Below are 20007 nucleotides of genomic sequence, written 5' to 3'. Positions count from 1 at the left end.
GCATCTAAAGAAAATCTACTTTAATTATCTGAGAAATCCTCGGAAACGATTTTTATCGGACCGCTCACGGCCGCTTGGCCAGGTAATGTCCTCAAAAATGTTTCCTTCAGCTTTCTTTTAAAACTAATGCTACTAACATCCTAATTAAATCTTTTAATTGTGAATTGTGAATTTAGAACTGTGAACTGTGAACTGTGACTTATCTTACCATTTTCTGCAATACATCCACTATCTTCTCAGACGCTGTACCGTCTCCATAAGGATTGACTGCCTTAGCCATCCTATGGTATTCTTCCTCGTCCTGAAGCAGCTTTAAGAGGTTATTATACACTCCTAGATAGCTTGTTCCCACAAGCTTCGCCGTACCCGCCTCTACTCCTTCAGGTCTTTCTGTTTCCTCCCTGATTACAAGAACGGGTTTGCCCAAGGCAGGAGCCTCTTCCTGAAGTCCTCCTGAGTCTGTTACAACAAGAGCTACCCTTGCCATTAGATTTGTAAAAGGTGCATAATCAAGTGGTTCTGTAAGTGAAACCTTGGGATTGTTTCCAAGGATTCTATCCGCTATTTCCCTTACCTTTGGATTCAGGTGAACTGGAAATACAACATGCACATCATCGAAGCCTTCTATGGCATCTCTTACAGCCGTAAATATGTTTTCCATCGGCTCTCCAAGATTTTCTCTTCTGTGGCTGGTCATAAGTATTACTCTCTTATTTTGGAAATCTATTCTATTCAGTCTCTCATCCTCAAATTCATAGTCATCCTTGACTGCATATTTAAGGGCATCGATAACAGTATTTCCAGTAATAAATATTTTTTCATCAGAGTAGTCTTCCTTTAGAAGATTTTCCCTGTTCTTTTCAGTAGGTGCAAAATGAAAGTCTGCCATTACACCGGTAAGCTTTCTATTTGCCTCTTCGGGGTAGGGCGAGTATAGATTACCACTTCTTAGTCCTGCTTCAACGTGTCCAATTCTTACTTTCTGATAAAATGCAGCAAGCGCTCCTGCAAATACCGTTGTAGTATCACCCTGAACCAAAAGCACATCTGGTTTTTCCTTCTTGATTACATCCTCAAGGCCTTTTAGGGCATTGGTTGTAATATCAGTCAGGGACTGTCCTGGTTTGAATATATTAAGATCGTAATCAGGCTTAATTCCGAACAGGTCAATTACCTGGTCCAGCATTTCCCTATGCTGAGCCGTTATGCAGATCACCTGTTCAACGCCTTCTCTTTTTTCCAAAGCCTTAATTACAGGTGCCATCTTGACACCTTCGGGTCTAGTTCCAAATACTGTCATCACTTTCATCTATCCAAATCCTCCTTACGTGCCTTTGAAGAAAACAATCCAAGTTTTTTTGCAAATATAATTGCGATCACAAACATAACTGCAGACAAATAAACAGCCTGACTACTGTTTGCTTTTGAGACCAGTACTGCGAAAAGCCCAAATACTCCTGATATGCCATAGAGTATCAATACTGTTTTTTTCTGTGAAAAACCTCTTTCAAGAAGTCTGTGGTGAAGATGGCTCTTATCTGCTGCCATGATAGACTGGCCGCTTAAGAGTCTTCTGAATATGGCAAAGGTAGTGTCAAAAATTGGTACTCCAAGAATTATGATAGGTACAAGCATCGCAATTGTTGCAACGCTTTTCATTACACCCTCGATGGATATAATTGCCAGCATAAATCCAAGGAACAAGGCTCCCGTATCACCCATAAATATTTTTGCTGGGTTAAAGTTAAATGGAAGAAAACCTAAGCAAGCTCCTGATACAAGTGCAGCCAGTATTGCTATTTCATTCATTTCCAGCTTTAATGCCACAAATGTAAAGGACAGAGCTGAAATAAGTGCGACTCCTCCTGCAAGTCCATCCAAACCATCTATGAGGTTCAGTGTATTTGTTATGCCTACAATCCAGAACAGGGTAAGAGGTATTCCAATCCAGCTGAGATAAAGAATTGGATTCCCATCTGTGAAGGGATTTGTTATAAAATCAACCTGAACTCCCCCCCATATAACTATTCCTGCTGCCAGCAGCTGATAGAAAAGTTTTTCCTTTGGAGTGGTCCCCTCAATATCATCTTTAAGTCCTGATATCAGAATGATTGTAGCCCCAACAAAAATTGACATAAAATCCTTGGTTTTTGGTAAAAATACAAACATTCCCACAACAATAGCAAGATACATTGCGACTCCGCCGATCAAGGGCATGGGGTCCTTATGTACTCTTCTATCATCCTTGGGAATATCAATCGCTCCTATTTTAGGAGCTAATCTTATTACAAATGGTGTGGCCGCAAATGCTATTACAGCTGCGACCACAAAAGGTATCCATATTGTTTCCATGGTGTAATTCTCCTAATCTGGTATTATCTAGATTCTATCCAACTGTTATATATAAGTCAAACAATAAAGGGTGACAATAGTGTTACAACGATTCTGCAAAAATCAGTAAAAGGCAGTTTAGAACTGCCTTTTCACATTATTTTGTACCAAACAGTCTGTCTCCCGCATCTCCAAGACCGGGAACAATATATGCGTGATCATTAAGCTTCTCATCTAATGAAGCTAGATATATATCAACATCTGGTGCTGATTTTTGAACTGCTTTTACTCCCTCGGGAGCAGCTATAAGACAAACCAGTTTGATATTCTTGGCTCCGCTCTTTTCCAAAAACTTAATTGCAGAAATCGCTGATACTCCCGTTGCAAGCATTGGGTCCAGAACAATAAGATCTCTTTCAGCAACATCCTGTGGAAGCTTGCAGTAATATTCAACAGCCTGAAGTGTTTCAGGGTCTCTATATAATCCTACGTGTCCCACTTTTGCAGCAGGTATCAAGCTCAACATTCCATCAACCATTCCCAGCCCTGCTCTTAGAATTGGAATCAATCCCACTTTCTTTCCTGCAATAATTGGGGACATCATAGTTGTAATTGGCGTTTCAATCTCTATGTCCTGAAGAGGAAAATCCCTCGTTACCTCATATGCCATCAGGGTTGATATTTCAGTTACAAGCTCCCTGAAATCCTTTGACCCCGTATTTTTGTCTCTTAACATTGTCAATTTGTGCTTTATCAATGGGTGATCCATTACCACTACTTTCGACATAACATCGCTCCCTTCATTTTCATCCTAGTAATTATATCACAATCAACCTTCGATTTCAGCAATTTTGTTAACTCTTCTTTCGTGTCTTCCTCCTTGGAATTCACTTTTCAAGTAAGTTAAAAGTATCTCTTTTGCCAAGTCTACTCCAAGAACTCTCCCGCCCATGGCAATAACATTTGCATCGTTGTGCTCTCTGCTCATTCTTGCTGAGAAGACATCTCCACAAAGAGCAGCTCTTACTCCCTTGACCTTGTTCGCTGATATGGATATTCCTATCCCTGTTCCACAGATAACAACTCCCTTGTCGATTTCTCCAGCCGCTACAGCTTCACCAACTGATCTTCCGAAATCAGGGTAATCCACAGATTCTTTATTGTTTGTTCCAAAGTCTCTAACCTCATATCCGTTTTCTTCCATAAACTTTTTCATTTCTTCCTTAAGATCAAATCCAGCATGATCACTTCCAATTCCAATAATCATATTTTAAATCCTCCTATTAATCCATTCTATCCAAAATCTTTTCAATAGCTTCCTCAAGCTGACTTCTTACGACTTCATACACTTCTGCAGGTCCACCAAAGGGGTCATCTACATCAATATCCTCTCCAGAGGCATAATCATATAGAAGATAGACTTTATCATTCATCTGGGGATACCTTGTGAGAAGATTCCTCTTATGTGATCTGGTCATAACCAGAATCAGGTCTGCCCAATCCATCAACTCCTTACTCAAAAATCTGGATTTGTGGTTGGATAATCCTCCTCTGCTTTTCATTGCTTTTCTGGCTTCCTCACTTGCCCTATCTCCATCAATTGCAAATATTCCAGCTGAAGAAACCTCTATATCCTTGTTTTTCTTTTTTGCCTCATCCCTTAGAATCGACTCTGCCATTGGGCTTCGGCAAGTGTTTCCAGTACATACGAATAATACTTTCATAGCTCCTCCTAAAGGTAAATTCTGTTTCCTCCGGCTGCTTTAAAAAGACGGTTCATAATTGCCATTCCAATTTGATCCTCTTCCACTGATTCACAAAGAATTATGTCAACATCCATCTCATCAAGTTTTCTAATTGCATCAAACAGACCATGGGCGATGGTATTTTTATCCATTGATGATCCCATTACCACAATGTTTTTTTCTGGATATCTATGTTGATTCTCCTCTGTTACAAGCAGCCCAACTTTTTTTCCTTCAGCTTCATCTTTTCTTGCTCTTTCAAGAATTTCTCCAACTACCTTGTCTCCATCGCCAGAAAATAAAATCATTAAGGCTTTTGGAGCGTAGTGCCTGTATTTCTGTCCTGGTGACTTGGGAGTGACATGATCCCCGGTTCCTTCGAGCAACCCTGGATCAATTATTACCTGAGGAAGAAACTCTCTTAGATCTTCAAGAGTTACTCCTCCTGGTCTCAGTATCATAGGCACATCCTCTGTAAGGTCCAATACTGTTGACTCAAGCCCTACCCCGGTTTCTCCACCATCAATTATCATGGCTATCTTCCCATCCATATCCTGGATCACATGGGAAGCTCTTGTTGGACTTGGTCGCCCTGATGTATTCGCTGAAGGCGCAGCTATTGGAGTATTTGATTTCTTTATTAGTTCCAGTGCGATTGGATGACTGGGCATCCTTATTGCTACTGTATCCAGTCCTGCAGTTATTATACCCGGTACAATATGAGTCCTCTTAAACAGTATCGTCAAAGGGCCCGGCCAGAATTTGTCCATACAAAGATATGCATCTTTTGGAATTTCAACGATGAGTCTTTTTAGCATCTCCAATGAATCCACATGAAGTATCAGTGGATTATCCTGGGGTCTTCCCTTGGCTTGAAAGATTTTTTTAACTGCCTCTTCGTTAAGGCCGTCAGCTCCCAGACCATAAACTGTTTCTGTTGGAAATGCAACCACTTCCCCTGATCTTATAAGATCCGCTGCATCTTCCATATCGCTGGCCTGACTAATAAGATCCTTTATTTTGATATGTTTTGTCTCCATTACTCTTCCTCATTTCAATAATCTCAAAAATAAAAGAGGGTTTCCCCTCTTTAGCTGATTTCCTGCATTTTTTCTGCCTGGTCTGATGTTATCAAAGCATCTATCATTTCATCCAGATCTCCATCCACAAAATTGTTCAGCTTATACAGAGTCAGATTAATTCTATGATCACTCACTCTTCCCTGAGGGAAGTTGTAAGTTCTGATCCTCTCAGACCTGTCTCCGGTTCCTACCTGTCCCTTCTTCATCTGTGCAAGCTCTGCATTTTGTTCTGACAACTCACGATCATACAGTTTTGTCTTAAGGATTTTAAGTGCCTTGTCCTTATTTTTCAGCTGGCTTTTTTCATCCTGACAGGATACAACTATTCCCGTTGGAATATGTGTCATCCTTACAGCGGAGTCAGTTGTATTAACAGACTGCCCGCCGTTTCCTGAGGATCGGAATACATCAATTTTTAAATCTCCCTGATTTACTTCTATATCAATATCTTCAGCTTCGGGAAGAACTGCCACAGTTACTGTGGATGTGTGAATCCTTCCACTTGACTCTGTCTCTGGAACCCTTTGAACCCTGTGAACACCTGATTCATACTTTAGTCTTGAATAAGCTCCCTTTCCCTTGATCATAAAGATTACTTCCTTGTATCCACCAATTCCAATTTCATTGGTGTTCATTATTTCAACCTTCCAGTTGTTTCTTTCAGCAAATCTCAAATACATTCTAAAGAGAACACCTGCAAACAAGGCAGCCTCATCTCCACCAGCTCCGCCTCTGATTTCTACGATTACATTCTTGTGGTCATTGGGGTCCTTGGGAATAAGCATAATCCTGATATCTTCTTGAATTTTTTCAAGTTTCTCCTCTTGTTCCCAAACTTCTTCCTTAACCATATCTCGCATTTCATCATCCATCTTGTCATGAAGCATGGCTTTCGCTTCTTCAAGCTCTTGCTTTATCTTTACGTACTCTTTGTACTTATTGACAATAGGCTCAATATCAGACTGTTCCTTCATAACCCTTTGCCATTCTTCCCTGTCATTATTGATAAGTTCAGGGTCCATTGTCTTTTGCACCAGTTCCTTATATTTATCTTCCAAAAAATTCAGTTTGTCAAACACATTAAAAACCTCTCTTCATTTTAATCATTTACACATGTATCCATATTACTATTATATAATTATTTTATCCATTTTACAAGTCGGCTACGCTAACGCTCCTTGTTCTCCTCAAAAGGCCAGTATAATCTATGATAAATCACAGAGGACAAGGCTCCGATAACAATAATCCATATTGGATTCAGACCGGTAAATACAACCAGCAATACCGTTGCAATTGATGAAAAAAGCTTTATATAGGTCTTTCTGGAATTGATCCACATCTTATATACTGCCGATAATATCAAAGCTACAATTGCAGGTCTTATTCCCATAAATATGCTGTCCACAAATGCATTGTTTCTAAACCTGAAAAAATATACGGCAATAAGCAAGATAATGATAAAGGAGGGAAGAATTGACCCCAAGGCAGAGGCAACAGCACCACCAAAACCTTTTATCCTGTATCCTACATATATGCTTGTATTAAGTGCTACTGAACCCGGAGATGCCTGTGCAAGGGCTATGGCATCCATGTACTCCTCTTCACTTATAAGCTCCTTTGTCTCGACCAGCTCCCTCTGAATAATTGGAAGCATTGCATATCCTCCCCCAAAGGTAAAGGCGCCGATTTTGAAAAATGTTGCAAATAGATTGAAAAACATGCCTTCACCCCCTAAAACAAAATTGCTCCCAAAGCACCTGCAAGAATAATCCCAAATATTGGGTTGAAATCCCTGAAGGCAACCAGAACAAACAGTAAAATAGCAATAAGTACGGATTTTAGATCAACAAATGTATTCCCACCCACACTAACTGCAGCAGATGCAATAAGTCCAAGTACAACCGGTCTGATCCCTTTGAATATCCAGTTTACATAAGGTGATTTTTTAAATCTCTGTACAAAGACAAATATCAAACTCATTATGATAAATGATGGTAGAACCACTCCTATTGTAGCTACAGCGGATCCAACAAATCCAGCTACCTTGTACCCAAGAAAGGTGGCTGAGTTGATTGCTATTGGTCCTGGTGTCATTTCTGCTATGGCGAGGATATCAATATATTCAGGCGTTGTTATCCAACCGTGAACCTCCACAACCTCCTCTTCAATAAGAGGCAGCATGGCGTATCCACCTCCAAAGCTAAATGCACCGATCTTTATAAACGATATGAATAATTGCAATAAAGTCATCAAACCTAACACATCCTTTATGCCTTGCCAGCCACGACCCTGTTTCTGCTCTCCAGGTCATCCTTGACAATGACATCTCCAAATCCTTCTTTCCTCATTATCTCTGAAACTGCATCTCCCTGATCATGACCAATTTCATAGGCAAGGAGTCCCCTCTTTTTTAAGTATCCTTTGGATTCTTGGGTAATCCTTCTATAGAAGTCAAGACCATCCTTTCCTCCAAAAAGAGCTGTTTCAGGCTCAAATCCCCCAACCTCAGATTGCAGTTCTTTTTTATCCCCCTCAGGGATATATGGTGGATTTGAAACTACAATATTGAAATACTCACTCCAATGCTCACCTTCAAAAGGAGAAAAAAGGTCTCCTTTAAAATAAGTTGCATTATGGAGTCCGAGTCGTTCCATATTTCTTTTGGCAAGTGCAAGAGGCTTGTCGTAAAAATCAACTCCGTACACTTTTGATTTTGGACATAATTTAGCTATGGCAAGGGATATTGCCCCACTGCCGATGCCAATATCAAGAAGCGTGAACTCATCGTCTCCAAAGTTCTCTCTTATATAATCAAGAAGATACTCTACAAGAATTTCCGTATCTCCTCTTGGAATCAATACCCCTTCAGACACTTCCAGTTCCATTCCCATAAACTCCTGGGTTCCAAGAAGGTATTGAAGAGGATACCCAGCAACTCTCTTTTGAATCCAGCTTCTGAACTCCTGGATGATTTGCTCAGAAACCTCTCTATCCCCATAAGCATACAGATAAGACTTATCCACCTCCAGTAATCTGGATAGAATAAGTCTCACCTCTAGCTGTGGGTTTGAATATTGTATATTGCGAAGGTTTTCGATACCTTCATTAAGAAGCTGGTCTATTACCACCTGTCTGCCTCCTTGTCCTCCGGTATAACGGCCAAGAGGGACTGGATTGCAACCTCAATCTGTGATTCATCCGGCTCTTTTACAGTTGCATACTTCTGAATCATAAGGCCAGGATAACTTAATGCATAACACAGTCTTGAATCGCTTCTTCCAATAAATCTATTTATTTCATATGATATCCCAGCTATAACTGGGAACATTAAAACTCTGGTCAAAACTCTCATAACTGGATTTGGCCAGCCAAAGAAAGAAAGGACTACAATACTTACCGCCATAACCATAAAAAGGAAACTTGTACCACATCTTGCGTGAAGAATTGGAAACCTCTTAACATTCTCAACGGTCAGTTCCATTTCATTTTCATAGCAGTGAATGCTTTTATGCTCAGCACCATGGTACTGGAAAACCCTCTTTACATCATCCAGTTTTGAAACCCAGACTACATAAAGCAGGAATATTGATATTCTGATTATACCTTCAATCAGATTCAATACTATCGTATTCTGGATGCTGCCTTTAAGGAAATTGGTAATTATATTTGGCAATACCATAAATATACCAATTGTCAATGTTATTGATAGTACAACTGCCAATGCCATTTCTACATCCTGAGCCTTGTCCTTGAATATCTTCTGGGTGATGGTCTTTTTGGGATTTCCATCCTTGTCCAGAGTCTGTTCGTCCTCGAAAAACTCAGCAGAATACAAAAGAGCACCTGTACCGATCTTTAAAGCTTCAATAAGACCGACCATCCCCCTAATAAAAGGAAGGCCTAATATCTTGTACTTCTTGGCAACTGATTTTATTGGGTTCACCTTAAGCTCAATTTCCTTGTTAGGCTTTCTTACTGCAATGGCAATTTTTTCAGGACCCCTCATCATAACGCCCTCGATTATTGCCTGGCCTCCGATTGAAGTCTTGTGCTTAACATTTATTTGGTCAATTTTTGTCTTTGACATAAGTTCACTTCCTCAAAAAAATAAAGGTTAGGTGCACATGCAACTAACCCAGTTGGTAAAGAAATTAATCCTCGATTTGATATTTCTTCTTGAATTTCTCTACACGTCCACCACGTTCCATGAACTTTTGCTTACCAGTAAAGAATGGATGGCACTCTGAACAGATTTCTACCCTTAGTTCGTCCTTTGTTGAGCCAGTTGTGAATGTGTTTCCACAAGCACAGGTTACTGTCACCTCTTTATATTCTGGATGGATATCTTTTTTCATCTCATTTCACCTCACTTCGATTTCGAGTATCTATAATTTTAGTCACTCTGCGATATAACCACTAAATTATAGCATATGATGATACAAATTTCAACTTTAAAGATTACTTCATTTAAACTTTTTTTGAGTTATCCTATAGCTTGTTTCTCATCTGATCAATAAATTCCATATTGTTTTTTGTCTGTACCAGATTCGCTATGAAAGCCTCTGTTACATCCTGTGTACTGCTGTTGCCAAGTGCTTTTCTCAATGCCCAAACTGTCTCAAGCTCCTTCTGGGTCATTATAAGGTCTTCTCTTCTGGTTCCCGACTTGTAGATATCTATTGCAGGGAAGATCCTCTTCTCTGAAAGTTTTCTGTCCAAATGCACTTCCATATTTCCTGTACCCTTGAATTCCTCAAAAATAACATCATCCATACGGCTGCCTGTCTCCACAAGTGCTGTTGCAAGTATTGTAAGGCTCCCGCCTTCCTCCATCTTTCTGGCTGCACCAAAAAATCTCTTGGGCTTGTGAAGAGCTCCCGGGTCAAGCCCTCCTGAGAGAGTTCTTCCCGTTGCCGGGATTGAAAGGTTATATGCTCTTGCCAGTCTTGTGATACTGTCAAGAAGAATTACAACGTCCTTGCCATGCTCAACAAGTCTCTTGGCTCTTTCAAGTACAATTTCAGCTACTTTTGTATGGTTCTTTGGGAGCTCGTCAAAGGTTGAATACACAACATCTCCTTTGACAGACCTTTTCATGTCAGTAACCTCTTCAGGCCTTTCATCTATTAATAGTATTATTATCTCCACTTCAGGATGATTTTTTGCAATACCGTTTGCAATCATCTTCAACAGGGTTGTCTTTCCTGCCTTGGGGGGTGCAACTATCATACCTCTCTGACCCTTTCCGATTGGAGCTACAAGGTCAATCATCCTTGTTGCATATTCTCTGCCCTCGGTCTCCAGCTGAAGCCTTTCTATTGGATAAATGGGTGTCAGGCTGTCAAAGTCTGGTCTGTTTATTGCAGTTGCAGGAGGCAAATCATTGACTGCCTTTATAAATAGCAAGGCATTGAATTTCTCATTTGATTTTGGAGGTCTGGTAATTCCAGTTACCTTGTCACCTGTCTGAAGCCTGAACCTTCTAATCTGGGAAGGCGATATGTAAATATCATCATCCCCTGAAAGGTAGTTGTCCCTTCTTAAGAAGCCATAGCCATCCATGTGCATCTCGAGGATTCCTTCAGCAATATCCTTTTCGTCCAGGCTTTCCATTTCCTCTGAAGCATTGTCTGAAAGGTCACCAGTAACCGCAATGTCATCCGCAACCAATTCTTTTTCAACATCCTTCGCCTTTTCTGGTTCTTTGTTGCTTATGGCCTGGATCAGTTCATCCTTTTTCATTTTGTAGTATCCCGGGATGCCGTAAGCTTTTGCGATTTCCTTTAATTCTGATAATTTTTTCCCATCAAGTATCTCCTGACTCAAAATTACACCTCACCTCATGATTAATAGTACAACCTTATGTATTATACAATTCAACCACACACAAAACCTTGCTGAACAAGGTTAGCTTGGTTGATATGTTTTTTTAAATAATCTCGGGAATATTTTCTGTAAGTGATTCGAGAAATGATTGTACGAAGATTGTTCAAGAATAATTATATCATATTTTTAGCTAAAACAGAAGAAGTAAAACAAGCATTATAGCTACCATGCTGCAATGGAACTGTCCGCTCTTTTTTCTGTAGCTCCACACAATGGTCCTTTCTGGTCCCTGATAATAATCTGGCCCCTTCCAAAAAAGGATCTATCTTCATCAATCACTATCCTGTGTCCCTTCTTCTCAAGTCCCTCTCTGATGTCCTTAGGAAAGTCCTTCTCAACGTGTACGTCTTTTCCTCCTGTCCACTGCCATCTAGGTGAATCCAAGGCACTTTGTGGGTTCATTCCATGATCAATCATGTTCGTGACAAGTTGCACATGGCCCTGTGGCTGCATATATCCACCCATAAGTCCAAATGGTCCAACCGGTCTTCCATCTCTTGTTATAAAACCAGGGATTATTGTGTTGTATGGTCGTTTTCTTCCCGCCAATACATTTGGGCTGTTTCTGTCCATAGAAAAATCATATCCCCTATTGTTAAGGGATATTCCAGTTCCTGGAACAACAAGTCCTGACCCAAAGCCCCTGTAGTTGCTTTGAATAAATGAAATCATGTTGCCATTCCCATCAGCAGCGGCCAAATATACGGTCCCTCCCTGCCCAGGATTGTGGCATTCCGGCAATCTGGCCACCTTACCTATTCTATCTGCACATTTCTGTCCATAGTTGCCTTCAATAATCTGCTTCCAGTCATCAGTGCAATATCTGGGATCACCTACAAGAGACATTCCATCTTCAAATCCAATTTTCATTGCTTCTATTGTATTGTGTATTGAATCTGTATTGTAGGTTGAATCCGATTTTATGTTCTCAAGTATATCCAAGGCTAAAAGTACCGTTACCCCCTGTCCGTTGGGTGGAAGCTCCCATATATCGTATCCTCCATAGCTTTTGCTCAATGGTTTGACCCATTCCGGACTGAATTCCACCATATCCTCCAAGGTCATTACTCCACCAGCATTTATTATAAATGAAGTGATTTTCTCGGCGAGCGCACCTTTGTAAAAGTCATTTCCATTGGTTTCTGAAATTATTTTTAGTGTATTTGCCAAGTCCTGGTTTTTCGACAGCTCCCCCGGCAAAGGAGCTCTTTCATCTTTTCCGAAGCTTTTAAACCAGTGGGAAAAACAGTCCTCAGTATTTATTTTTTTCTGGAGTTCATACGCCTTTTTCCAGCTCATTGATATCACAGGTTGGATGCAGTGTCCTTCTTCTGCAAGGATAATCGAAGGCTGCAATACCTCCTCAAGGGTAAGATTTCCAAATCGTTCGATGATGGCCTTCCATGAAGCTACAACGCCTGGAACCATTACAGGCAATGGTCCATATTTAGGGACATTTTGTAGTCCAAGATTCTCGATATAATCAATTGTAAGGTCTTTAGGCGAATACCCACTTCCATTTAAGCCATATATCTCTCCATCAGAATATAGTATGGCAAAGGCATCCGAACCTAAACCACAACCAGTTGGTTCAACAACAACAAGAGCGGCAGCTGCTGCAACGGCTGCATCAAAAGCGTTCCCTCCGGATTTCATTATATCCAGACCGGCCTGGGAAGAGTAGGGATTGGTGGTTGCTACCATTCCCCTTCCACTATACACCAAACTTCTCTGGGAATTAGAATTATATTCAAGAGGATCGAATTTCATTTGTGACACTCCCTTTTTCAAATCTGAAAAATAGATACCCAATCGGATACCTATTCTACAGATCTATCTATTTTACCTCAAGTGGCTTAAGTCCAAGAATCTCTCTGGCTTCTGCCGGAGTAGCGATTTCTCTTCCAAGCTCATTTGCGATTCTAACTACTTTTTCTACCATTTCGCCGTTTGATTTTGCAAGAACTCCCTTGGAAATATATGTGTTGTCCTCAAATCCAACTCTTACATTTCCTCCCATTGCTATTGTGATTGCTGCAATTTGAAACTGGTTTCTTCCTATTCCTGCAGCTGTCCATGTTGATCCCTGTGGAATGCTGTCTACCATAAACGCGAGGTCTCTTGCAGTTGCAGCCATCTGAACTCCAAGTACAAAATCAAAGTGCATCGGTGCCTTAATAAAACCTTGCTTGTGGAACTTGATTGCGTAGTCGATCATTCCCTTGTCAAATACTTCGATTTCAGGTTTGATGTCTCTTTCAATCATTAGCTTTCCAAAGTTCTTAATTGTATTTTCAGTGTTGACAAATATTTCATCCCCACCAAAATTAAGTGTTCCACAGTCAAGAGTTGCCATTTCAGGATGCAGCTCTGTTGGTTGAAGTCTTTCTTGATCAGTCATCCCAACAGCTCCACCTGTGGAAGGCTGGATGATAACATCCGGACATCTTCTTCTGACTTCATCCATGCATTCCTTGAATCGTTCCTTGTCTTGAGTTGGAGTTCCATCATCCTCCCTTACATGAAGATGGATTATACTTGCACCAGCCTTGTATGCCGATTCAGCTTCCCTTCCTATTTCTTCCACCGTATATGGTATGTTGGGATTGTGCTCCTTGGTAACCTCCGCTCCGCTTATCGCAGCGGTTATAATAAGTTTTTCCATTCTACTATCGCCCCCCGTTTTAATCAATTCTCAGTTCATACCCCCTCGATGAATTCCAACGAAATCATAGACTCCCAGGAATTCTATCGTCGGGCACTCATGACATCGCCTTTTAGAAAGTCGACGGGAACATTTTTGAAGACATTACCTGGCCAAGGTTTTAGCCGCTTGTGCCCGGCGATAGAAATATCCAAAAATCTTCGATTTTTGTGATATTTCATCGAGGGGGTATGAGCGGTCCGATAAAAATCGTTGCCGAGGCTTTCAATTGTGCATTGTACATCGAGAATTATGAATTGTCATTTCTACTTCCTCTTCTTATCCTTTGTCACTACACATGTTCCTTCAGCTCTTGCCACAACTATCGGCTCATCAAGGAAATCACAGGCTGAATCGTTGATATCCGGTCTAGGAACGATTACTTTTCTGGCTTCAAACTTCATCTTCCTTGATGAATTGCCCACATGGATTATTTCGCCAACCGCCTCTATGTAATCACCTGCATATACTGGTGCAGTGAATTCAACCATATCATACGCAACAAATAATCCCTCGTCTCCATCGTGTCTTATAAGCAGCTCAGTAGCAACATCTCCGAACAATCCAAGCATCCTTGCTCCGTCAACAAGATTTCCACCGTAGTGTGCATCGTGGGCACTCATTCTCATTCTGATCATTACCTTATCCATTGAAAAATCCCCCTTTTACATTGTTTGTCTTAAGTATAACACAATCCTGAGAACTAAACTACTGAAAACGCTCATTTTCAAGAGAGCAGCGTAATATTGAAGAAAAGGGTTGAATCTGTTATTATTGAGGTATATATAAATAGTACATAACATTGAAATTGAGCTAGATTTACTTACAAATAAGGGAGGACTGACTATGAAACTTAAGGGTAATGCATTGGTAGCACAAGGTGGTGGACCGACTGCCGTAATAAATCAATCACTGGTTGGGGTTGTCCTTGAAGCAAGGAAATTCCCACAGGTTGAAAAAATCTACGGTGCACTTCACGGTGTTTCAGGAATTATCAACGAAGAGCTTATTGACCTTACACAGGAAACCACCAATAATTTTGAAAAAATCGCCAGAACGCCTGCAGCTGCTTTGTTCTCTACAAGAGACAAGCCGGATGATGAATACTGCAACAAGATTTTCAAGGTCTTGGAAGCACACAATATCAGATTCTTCTTCTATATTGGTGGAAATGATTCAGCTGATACAGTGAAAATAGTCAACCAAAAAGCCATGGAATCAGGGTATGAGTTAAGGGCGATACATATACCAAAGACAATTGACAACGACCTTTTGGTAAATGATCACTGTCCAGGCTATGGATCTGCTGCCCGCTTTGTAGCGCAGGCATTTATAGGAATCAACCTTGATGTTAGATCATTGGGTGGTGTTTATATTGGAATTGTAATGGGAAGGAATGCAGGTTTCCTTACAGCAGCAGCCTCAATGGCACAGAAATATCCAGATGATGGACCGCATCTGATCTATCTTCCTGAAAGGCCTTTTATAATGGACAGCTTCCTGGCTGATGTAAAGAAGGCCTATGAAGAGCATGGCAGGTGCATAGTAGCGGTTTCAGAGGGAGTTATTGATGAAAATGGAACTCCAATTATTGCAACACTACAGGAAAAAGTCGAAAAAGACAGCCACGGGAACATACAGCTTTCAGGTACAGGAGCATTGGGTGATCTGCTTGCCAATACAATAAAGGATAGACTTGGCATAAAAAGAGTGCGAAGTGATACCTTTGGATATCTACAAAGATCCTTTATAGGCTGCGTTTCCGATGTTGACCAGCAGGAAGCAAGGGAAGTCGGTGAAAAGGCAGCACAGTTTGCACTTTGGAACAATGTGGATGGCTCAGTCACTATCCACAGAACCGGAATATACTCAGTGGACTACCAGCTTTCACCTCTTTCAGAAGTGGCCAAGTTCACAAAATCCATGCCTAATGAATTCATTAATGAGGCAGGAAACCATGTAACTGAAGCGTTCAAGTACTATTTACTGCCACTTCTTGGATCAGACATGCCGCAGGCTCAAAGAATAAGAGCCCCAAAGGTGGAGAAAAAATTAAACAGATAGCTTGTTATTTAAGATTGCAGGAAAGACCTGCAATCTTTTTTTTGTTCCATTTTAAACATTTTGTAACTACTATTTCTCTCCAATGTGGTAGACTTTAATTGTCAAAAGAGGAGGTGTATTAACCTGGATGATTTTATTAGACTAAATAACATAAAAAAAATATATCGAATGGGCGATGAAAAAATAAAAGCCCTTGATGATGTCAGTCTCTCCATAGAAAAAAGGGAATTTATTTGCCTTATTGGAACATCAGGCTCTGGAAAAAGCACTCTCCTAAATATGATGGCAGGATTGGAAAAACCAACAAAGGGAGAAATTATCGTAAACAACCACCATCTGGAGAAGATGAATGAGCGTCAGCTTACAAAATTCAGGCAGCTTAATGTTGGCTTTGTATTCCAATCGTACAACCTTATACCAACCCTTACAGCCCTTGAAAACGTTAGTCTGGTGCTAACCTTCAAAGGAATATCCAAGTCCAGCAGAGAAAGGGCTGCAGCTAAAATGCTAAAAAACGTAGGACTTGGAGACAGACTCCATCATAAACCTTCTGAAATGAGTGGGGGCCAGCAGCAGAGGGTAAGCATCGCCAGAGCATTTGTTGGCAATCCACGTATTGTATTTGCAGATGAGCCTACCGGGAACCTTGATACCAAAACGACCTTTGAGGTTATGGATCTAATTACCGGCATGGCAAAGGATTTTAATCAAACTCTGGTAATAGTAACCCATGATGTTGAAATCTCAGACTACGCCAATAGAATTGTGCATCTTCGGGATGGAAATATCGAAAAAATCGAGACACAAGAAACTCACAAGGAGGAAACAGAATAAATGAAACGGTTATTAAGCAGCTTCTTAGCAATGGTTATGATATTTACAATTCTTCCTGCAACTGTATTTGCAACAGGAGAGGGATTCTTTGACAAGCCTGATCTAATTATGGTCAGTCCCAATACCTTTACCGGAGAGCCAGGAAAAGACCTTGAGCTAGATATAAGAATCAAGAACAGCAATGGATATGAGGATGCAATTGATGTAACTGCGACTCTTTATTCCGATTCCTCTGGTATGGTTCTTGTGGATGGTAAGAGCTACAGAGAAGAAAATGTTATCAAATCAAGCGATACAGAAAATTTCAGCTTTGATGTGGAAATAAACAATAACGCTCCTGACAACACTTACTCAATGGATTTAAGGGTTGTGTATTATGATAATCTTGGAGAAAAGTACACTTTAAGTGAAAGGATAAACATCAGGGTCATTCAGGATGATACCACGCCTGATCTTATTGTCTCAAGAACAGATGTTATGCCAAATGCTACTTTAAATCCTGGAGATCCTGTTGTAGTTGGGTTTGAATTGTCAAACCTGGGCGAAGGACCCGCAAGAAATATTACCATTGGCCTCCCTGGGCTCTCAGAAGAATCACTGATACTTGCAAATGGACTCAGCATCCAGAGAATCCCAGATATCTCAGGAGGAAGAAAAGGCTATCTTTATTTTGAACTGCAGGCATCAAATACAATCAGGTCCGGCAATCACGAGATGATGGTTCAAATTACCTACAGAGATACAGACAACAACATTGTCGAATCCCAGCAATACTTTTCATTCCAGGCTACCAAAAATGATGAAAGAGCTTCAAAGCTTGTCATAGAAAACCTGAAGTACCCAACTGGAGCCCTGGGACAGAACCGAGAGGTTAAAGTGACCTTTGATATAAGAAATCAGGGGCAATCATCCGCTAAGAATGTTGAAGTAAAGGCAACAAGTCAGGATGAAAGCGGTCTTGTTCCTAAATCTCTTGGAATAACCAAGACTCAGGAGATTCAGCCTGGAGAAGTCCAGTCATTTCAGTTTCTCTTTGTTACGACAAGAACCGGTCAAACGAGAAACTACCCGATTGAAGTAACAGTGGACTACACAGATGAATTGGTAGAGCCGGCATCGAGAGAATCCTTGACGCACATGATAGGAGTATTCCTTAACGCTCCAGATGAAAATGCAAACCAGTCCACTCCAAAGCTTATTATAGACAGGTACAGCTTCTCTCCAACACTTGTAAGTGCAGGGAATCAGTTCCAGATGAGCCTTTCGTTCTATAATACAAACAATACAAAGACAGTAAGAAACATAAAGATATATCTTACTGCGGATGAAGAAACTGAATCTGGCTCTGTTTTTACTCCGGTGAACAGTTCAAATACATTCTATATTGACAGCATCCCTCCAAAGGGGAAAATCGAGAAGACAATCAGCATGTACACCGTACCTGATGCAAAGGCAAAGACATATACACTGACTGCGAATTTTGAATACGAAGACAGTCTGGCAAATCCTTATACCGCAGTGGAACTTATTGGAGTCCCTGTTGTACAACAGTCGAAGCTTGATTCAGGGGAAGTTGGATTTTTCCCCGAAAGCTACGTGGGCCAGTCCACACCTATTTCTGTTGAATTCTACAACACCGGTAAGGTTCCTTTGTACAACATGATGGTTAAGCTGGATGGCAATTTCCAGACTGAAAACGGTCAGTATTATGTAGGTAATTTCAATAGTGGCAGCAGTGATTTCTTTGAAGGTTATGTAATCCCAAGCGAAGCGGGGCAGCTTGAAGGTGAAATCGTCTTTACATTTGAGGACTCCACAGGTCAAAAGATAGAAGAGCGAAAACCCTTCAGTCTAAATGTAATGGATATGGAACCAATGCCTGAATTCCCCATGGAACCACCGATGGAAGATCCTGGAGCCGGAGGCTCAATGACCAGATTTATCATTCCTGGACTGGTTCTTTTAGCAATGGTCGGTGGAATTATTCTCTATCGCAGAAAGAAGGCAAAAAAATTCGATGAGGATCTGGAAATAGATGAATAACCTTGACATTGTCTTTATGGGAATTAAAAATCTGTGGAGGAGAAAGCTGAGAACCTTCTTAACAGTCCTTGGTGTAATCATTGGAACAAGCTCCATTATAGTTATGCTAAGCCTTGGCTTTGGACTTTCCCAGGCATTCGAGGATCAGATTTCTCAATGGGGAAGTCTTACCACAATCAATGTTCAGCAGGGATGGTCTGATCCCTCCATGCCAGGAAACGGCGGCAAGGAAGATGTCAGTCTTGACGATGCAGCAGTCGTAAGTTTCAAGGCACTACCTAATGTTATAGCAGTCAGCCCAACGCTTGAAACCTACGGTACAATAATTAACGGAAGATATGTTTCAGGTGTTCCAATAAGAGGAATCGATCCAGATGTCATGGTAGAGTTTGGATTTGAAGCGGGAGAAGGTCGCCTCCTTGCCACCGGTGATGAACTTACTGTACTTTTCGGTAGCGATATGGCTCAAAACTTCTATGATCCAAAATCCCGAGTCTGGAGAGAACCCAAGGTTGATCTTATGAAAGACAGAATGACCATGACTTTGAATCCTAATTATGGTTGGGATGATCCAAATATTCCACCTACGGAAAAAGTCAATTACAAGGAATATAAAATCAAGGTTGCAGGAATTCTTGCAGGAGGAAACTGGGAGCACAGCTACGGGGTTTATATGCCACTTAATGAGGTTCAAAAGCTTGTGAAGGAGAAGGAGAAGGCTGAGAATTCTAGACCAGCTCCTGGGCAGGCCAATACCTCTCAATATATGAGAATAGATGTAAAAGTCGATGACATGAAGAATGTAAAGGATGTTCAGGATACCATCAAAACCATGGGGTATGAAGCATACAGTCTTAATGACCAGTTGGAGTCAATGAAGGAGACAGCAGGGATTATTCAGCTGGTTCTTGGAGGAATTGGAGCCATTTCACTTCTAGTAGCAGCAATTGGCATTACAAATACCATGGTAATGAGCATTTACGAAAGAACCAGGGAAATTGGAATTATGAAGGTCATCGGTGCATCAATCAACGATATCAAAAAGCTTTTCCTGTTTGAGTCAGCCCTAATCGGTCTGCTTGGTGGAATTATCGGCATCGGTGTAAGTTATCTTTTATCCTTCGGAATCAATAGATTTGGAAGCGCCTTTGGAGATATGTTTGGTACTGGTGCAGGTACCAAGATTTCAATAATTCCAATCTGGCTGGTATTTGCCGCCCTTGGTTTCTCAGCCTTGATTGGTATAATATCAGGATACTATCCCGCAAGAAGAGCAATGAATCTATCCGCAATTGAAGCAATAAGAACAGAGTAGAAA

At 40.9% G+C, this 20007-nt stretch carries 20 protein-coding genes; 4 read left to right on the top strand and 16 right to left on the bottom strand.

Features of this window, described 5'->3' with window-relative positions:
• Positions 1–199: 199 nt before the first annotated feature.
• The 16 genes from wecB to ACOEN1_RS03795 form a co-directional block, all read right to left on the bottom strand.
• Positions 200–1309 (bottom strand): non-hydrolyzing UDP-N-acetylglucosamine 2-epimerase, encoded by a 1110-nt coding sequence (wecB, locus tag ACOEN1_RS03870; RefSeq protein ID WP_422485118.1) that lies wholly within the window; start codon positions 1307–1309, stop codon positions 200–202.
• Positions 1306–2352 carry an MraY family glycosyltransferase gene (locus ACOEN1_RS03865; protein WP_422485117.1) on the bottom strand — a complete coding sequence of 349 codons (1047 nt, stop codon included), beginning with the start codon at positions 2350–2352 and terminating at the stop codon, positions 1306–1308. The genes wecB and ACOEN1_RS03865 overlap by 4 nt, the downstream gene beginning before the upstream one ends.
• 136 nt (positions 2353–2488) lie before the next feature.
• A complete protein-coding gene (upp, locus tag ACOEN1_RS03860) occupies positions 2489–3118 on the bottom strand; it encodes a uracil phosphoribosyltransferase (RefSeq protein WP_422485116.1) in 630 nt (209 codons plus the stop codon).
• A 42-nt stretch (positions 3119–3160) separates the two neighbouring features.
• Positions 3161–3598 carry a ribose 5-phosphate isomerase B gene (gene rpiB / locus ACOEN1_RS03855; RefSeq protein WP_422485115.1) on the bottom strand — a complete coding sequence of 146 codons (438 nt, stop codon included), beginning with the start codon at positions 3596–3598 and terminating at the stop codon, positions 3161–3163.
• A gap of 16 nt (positions 3599–3614) precedes the next feature.
• On the bottom strand, positions 3615–4055 hold the full coding sequence (locus ACOEN1_RS03850; RefSeq protein WP_422485114.1) for a low molecular weight protein arginine phosphatase: 441 nt from the start codon (positions 4053–4055) through the stop codon (positions 3615–3617).
• An 8-nt stretch (positions 4056–4063) separates the two neighbouring features.
• A complete protein-coding gene (locus ACOEN1_RS03845; RefSeq protein ID WP_422485113.1) occupies positions 4064–5116 on the bottom strand; it encodes an L-threonylcarbamoyladenylate synthase in 1053 nt (350 codons plus the stop codon).
• Between the two features lie 50 nt (positions 5117–5166).
• Positions 5167–6237 (bottom strand): peptide chain release factor 1, encoded by a 1071-nt coding sequence (prfA, locus tag ACOEN1_RS03840; RefSeq protein WP_422485112.1) that lies wholly within the window; start codon positions 6235–6237, stop codon positions 5167–5169.
• Positions 6238–6326: 89 nt separating this feature from the next.
• A complete protein-coding gene (locus ACOEN1_RS03835; RefSeq protein ID WP_422485111.1) occupies positions 6327–6878 on the bottom strand; it encodes a chromate transporter in 552 nt (183 codons plus the stop codon).
• 11 nt (positions 6879–6889) lie between these two features.
• Positions 6890–7408, bottom strand: coding sequence for a chromate transporter (locus tag ACOEN1_RS03830; protein WP_422485146.1), 519 nt, complete (start codon positions 7406–7408; stop codon positions 6890–6892).
• Positions 7409–7425: 17 nt separating this feature from the next.
• Positions 7426–8286 (bottom strand): peptide chain release factor N(5)-glutamine methyltransferase, encoded by an 861-nt coding sequence (gene prmC / locus ACOEN1_RS03825; protein ID WP_422485110.1) that lies wholly within the window; start codon positions 8284–8286, stop codon positions 7426–7428.
• Positions 8280–9245: a DUF1385 domain-containing protein gene (locus ACOEN1_RS03820; RefSeq protein ID WP_422485109.1), complete on the bottom strand. Its 966-nt coding sequence runs from the start codon at positions 9243–9245 to the stop codon at positions 8280–8282. The genes prmC and ACOEN1_RS03820 overlap by 7 nt, the downstream gene beginning before the upstream one ends.
• 64 nt (positions 9246–9309) lie before the next feature.
• A complete protein-coding gene (gene rpmE, locus ACOEN1_RS03815; protein WP_422485108.1) occupies positions 9310–9513 on the bottom strand; it encodes a 50S ribosomal protein L31 in 204 nt (67 codons plus the stop codon).
• A gap of 133 nt (positions 9514–9646) precedes the next feature.
• A complete protein-coding gene (rho, locus tag ACOEN1_RS03810; RefSeq protein WP_422485107.1) occupies positions 9647–10984 on the bottom strand; it encodes a transcription termination factor Rho in 1338 nt (445 codons plus the stop codon).
• A gap of 222 nt (positions 10985–11206) precedes the next feature.
• A complete protein-coding gene (locus ACOEN1_RS03805; RefSeq protein WP_422485106.1) occupies positions 11207–12814 on the bottom strand; it encodes a gamma-glutamyltransferase family protein in 1608 nt (535 codons plus the stop codon).
• Positions 12815–12881: 67 nt separating this feature from the next.
• Positions 12882–13709 carry a 3-keto-5-aminohexanoate cleavage protein gene (locus ACOEN1_RS03800; RefSeq protein ID WP_422485105.1) on the bottom strand — a complete coding sequence of 276 codons (828 nt, stop codon included), beginning with the start codon at positions 13707–13709 and terminating at the stop codon, positions 12882–12884.
• Positions 13710–14014: 305 nt separating this feature from the next.
• The gene (locus ACOEN1_RS03795) at positions 14015–14398 is read right to left on the bottom strand and encodes a hotdog fold domain-containing protein (protein ID WP_422485104.1); all 384 of its coding nucleotides are present in this window, start codon (positions 14396–14398) and stop codon (positions 14015–14017) included.
• Positions 14399–14594: 196 nt separating this feature from the next.
• On the opposite strand from ACOEN1_RS03795, the gene ACOEN1_RS03790 reads away from it, so the two are divergent.
• The 4 genes from ACOEN1_RS03790 (at position 14595) to ACOEN1_RS03775 (ending at position 20004) form a co-directional block, all read left to right on the top strand.
• On the top strand, positions 14595–15812 hold the full coding sequence (locus ACOEN1_RS03790; RefSeq protein WP_422485103.1) for a 6-phosphofructokinase: 1218 nt from the start codon (positions 14595–14597) through the stop codon (positions 15810–15812).
• Positions 15813–15980: 168 nt separating this feature from the next.
• Complete coding sequence (locus tag ACOEN1_RS03785) at positions 15981–16646, top strand: ABC transporter ATP-binding protein (RefSeq protein WP_422485102.1); 666 nt, start codon at positions 15981–15983, stop codon at positions 16644–16646.
• Positions 16647–18689 carry a COG1361 S-layer family protein gene (locus tag ACOEN1_RS03780; RefSeq protein WP_422485101.1) on the top strand — a complete coding sequence of 681 codons (2043 nt, stop codon included), beginning with the start codon at positions 16647–16649 and terminating at the stop codon, positions 18687–18689.
• Positions 18682–20004, top strand: coding sequence for an ABC transporter permease (locus ACOEN1_RS03775; RefSeq protein WP_422485100.1), 1323 nt, complete (start codon positions 18682–18684; stop codon positions 20002–20004). The genes ACOEN1_RS03780 and ACOEN1_RS03775 overlap by 8 nt, the downstream gene beginning before the upstream one ends.
• Positions 20005–20007: the final 3 nt, after the last annotated feature.

The organism is Gudongella sp. DL1XJH-153 (genome assembly GCF_049310905.1).
Taxonomy (GTDB): Bacteria; Bacillota; Clostridia; order Tissierellales; family Tissierellaceae; genus Gudongella.
Note: the sequence above shows the minus strand (reverse complement) of the source record. Positions and strands in the feature narration are given on the sequence as shown.

Excerpts from the sequence above, each read along its gene's own strand:
- ACOEN1_RS03800 (WP_422485105.1), bottom strand. The coding sequence starts at position 13,709 with ATGGAAAAACTTATTATAACCGCTGCGATAAGCGGAGCGGAGGTTACC.
- ACOEN1_RS03785 (WP_422485102.1), top strand. The coding sequence starts at position 15,981 with ATGGGCGATGAAAAAATAAAAGCCCTTGATGATGTCAGTCTCTCCATA.
- ACOEN1_RS03780 (WP_422485101.1), top strand. The coding sequence starts at position 16,647 with ATGAAACGGTTATTAAGCAGCTTCTTAGCAATGGTTATGATATTTACA.
- rpiB (WP_422485115.1), bottom strand. The coding sequence starts at position 3,598 with ATGATTATTGGAATTGGAAGTGATCATGCTGGATTTGATCTTAAGGAA.
- ACOEN1_RS03795 (WP_422485104.1), bottom strand. The coding sequence starts at position 14,398 with ATGGATAAGGTAATGATCAGAATGAGAATGAGTGCCCACGATGCACAC.
- ACOEN1_RS03830 (WP_422485146.1), bottom strand. The coding sequence starts at position 7,408 with ATGACTTTATTGCAATTATTCATATCGTTTATAAAGATCGGTGCATTT.
- wecB (WP_422485118.1), bottom strand. The coding sequence starts at position 1,309 with ATGAAAGTGATGACAGTATTTGGAACTAGACCCGAAGGTGTCAAGATG.
- ACOEN1_RS03805 (WP_422485106.1), bottom strand. The coding sequence starts at position 12,814 with ATGAAATTCGATCCTCTTGAATATAATTCTAATTCCCAGAGAAGTTTG.
- ACOEN1_RS03820 (WP_422485109.1), bottom strand. The coding sequence starts at position 9,245 with ATGTCAAAGACAAAAATTGACCAAATAAATGTTAAGCACAAGACTTCA.
- ACOEN1_RS03845 (WP_422485113.1), bottom strand. The coding sequence starts at position 5,116 with ATGGAGACAAAACATATCAAAATAAAGGATCTTATTAGTCAGGCCAGC.
- ACOEN1_RS03865 (WP_422485117.1), bottom strand. The coding sequence starts at position 2,352 with ATGGAAACAATATGGATACCTTTTGTGGTCGCAGCTGTAATAGCATTT.
- ACOEN1_RS03835 (WP_422485111.1), bottom strand. The coding sequence starts at position 6,878 with ATGTTTTTCAATCTATTTGCAACATTTTTCAAAATCGGCGCCTTTACC.
- ACOEN1_RS03850 (WP_422485114.1), bottom strand. The coding sequence starts at position 4,055 with ATGAAAGTATTATTCGTATGTACTGGAAACACTTGCCGAAGCCCAATG.
- upp (WP_422485116.1), bottom strand. The coding sequence starts at position 3,118 with ATGTCGAAAGTAGTGGTAATGGATCACCCATTGATAAAGCACAAATTG.
- rpmE (WP_422485108.1), bottom strand. The coding sequence starts at position 9,513 with ATGAAAAAAGATATCCATCCAGAATATAAAGAGGTGACAGTAACCTGT.
- ACOEN1_RS03775 (WP_422485100.1), top strand. The coding sequence starts at position 18,682 with ATGAATAACCTTGACATTGTCTTTATGGGAATTAAAAATCTGTGGAGG.
- ACOEN1_RS03790 (WP_422485103.1), top strand. The coding sequence starts at position 14,595 with ATGAAACTTAAGGGTAATGCATTGGTAGCACAAGGTGGTGGACCGACT.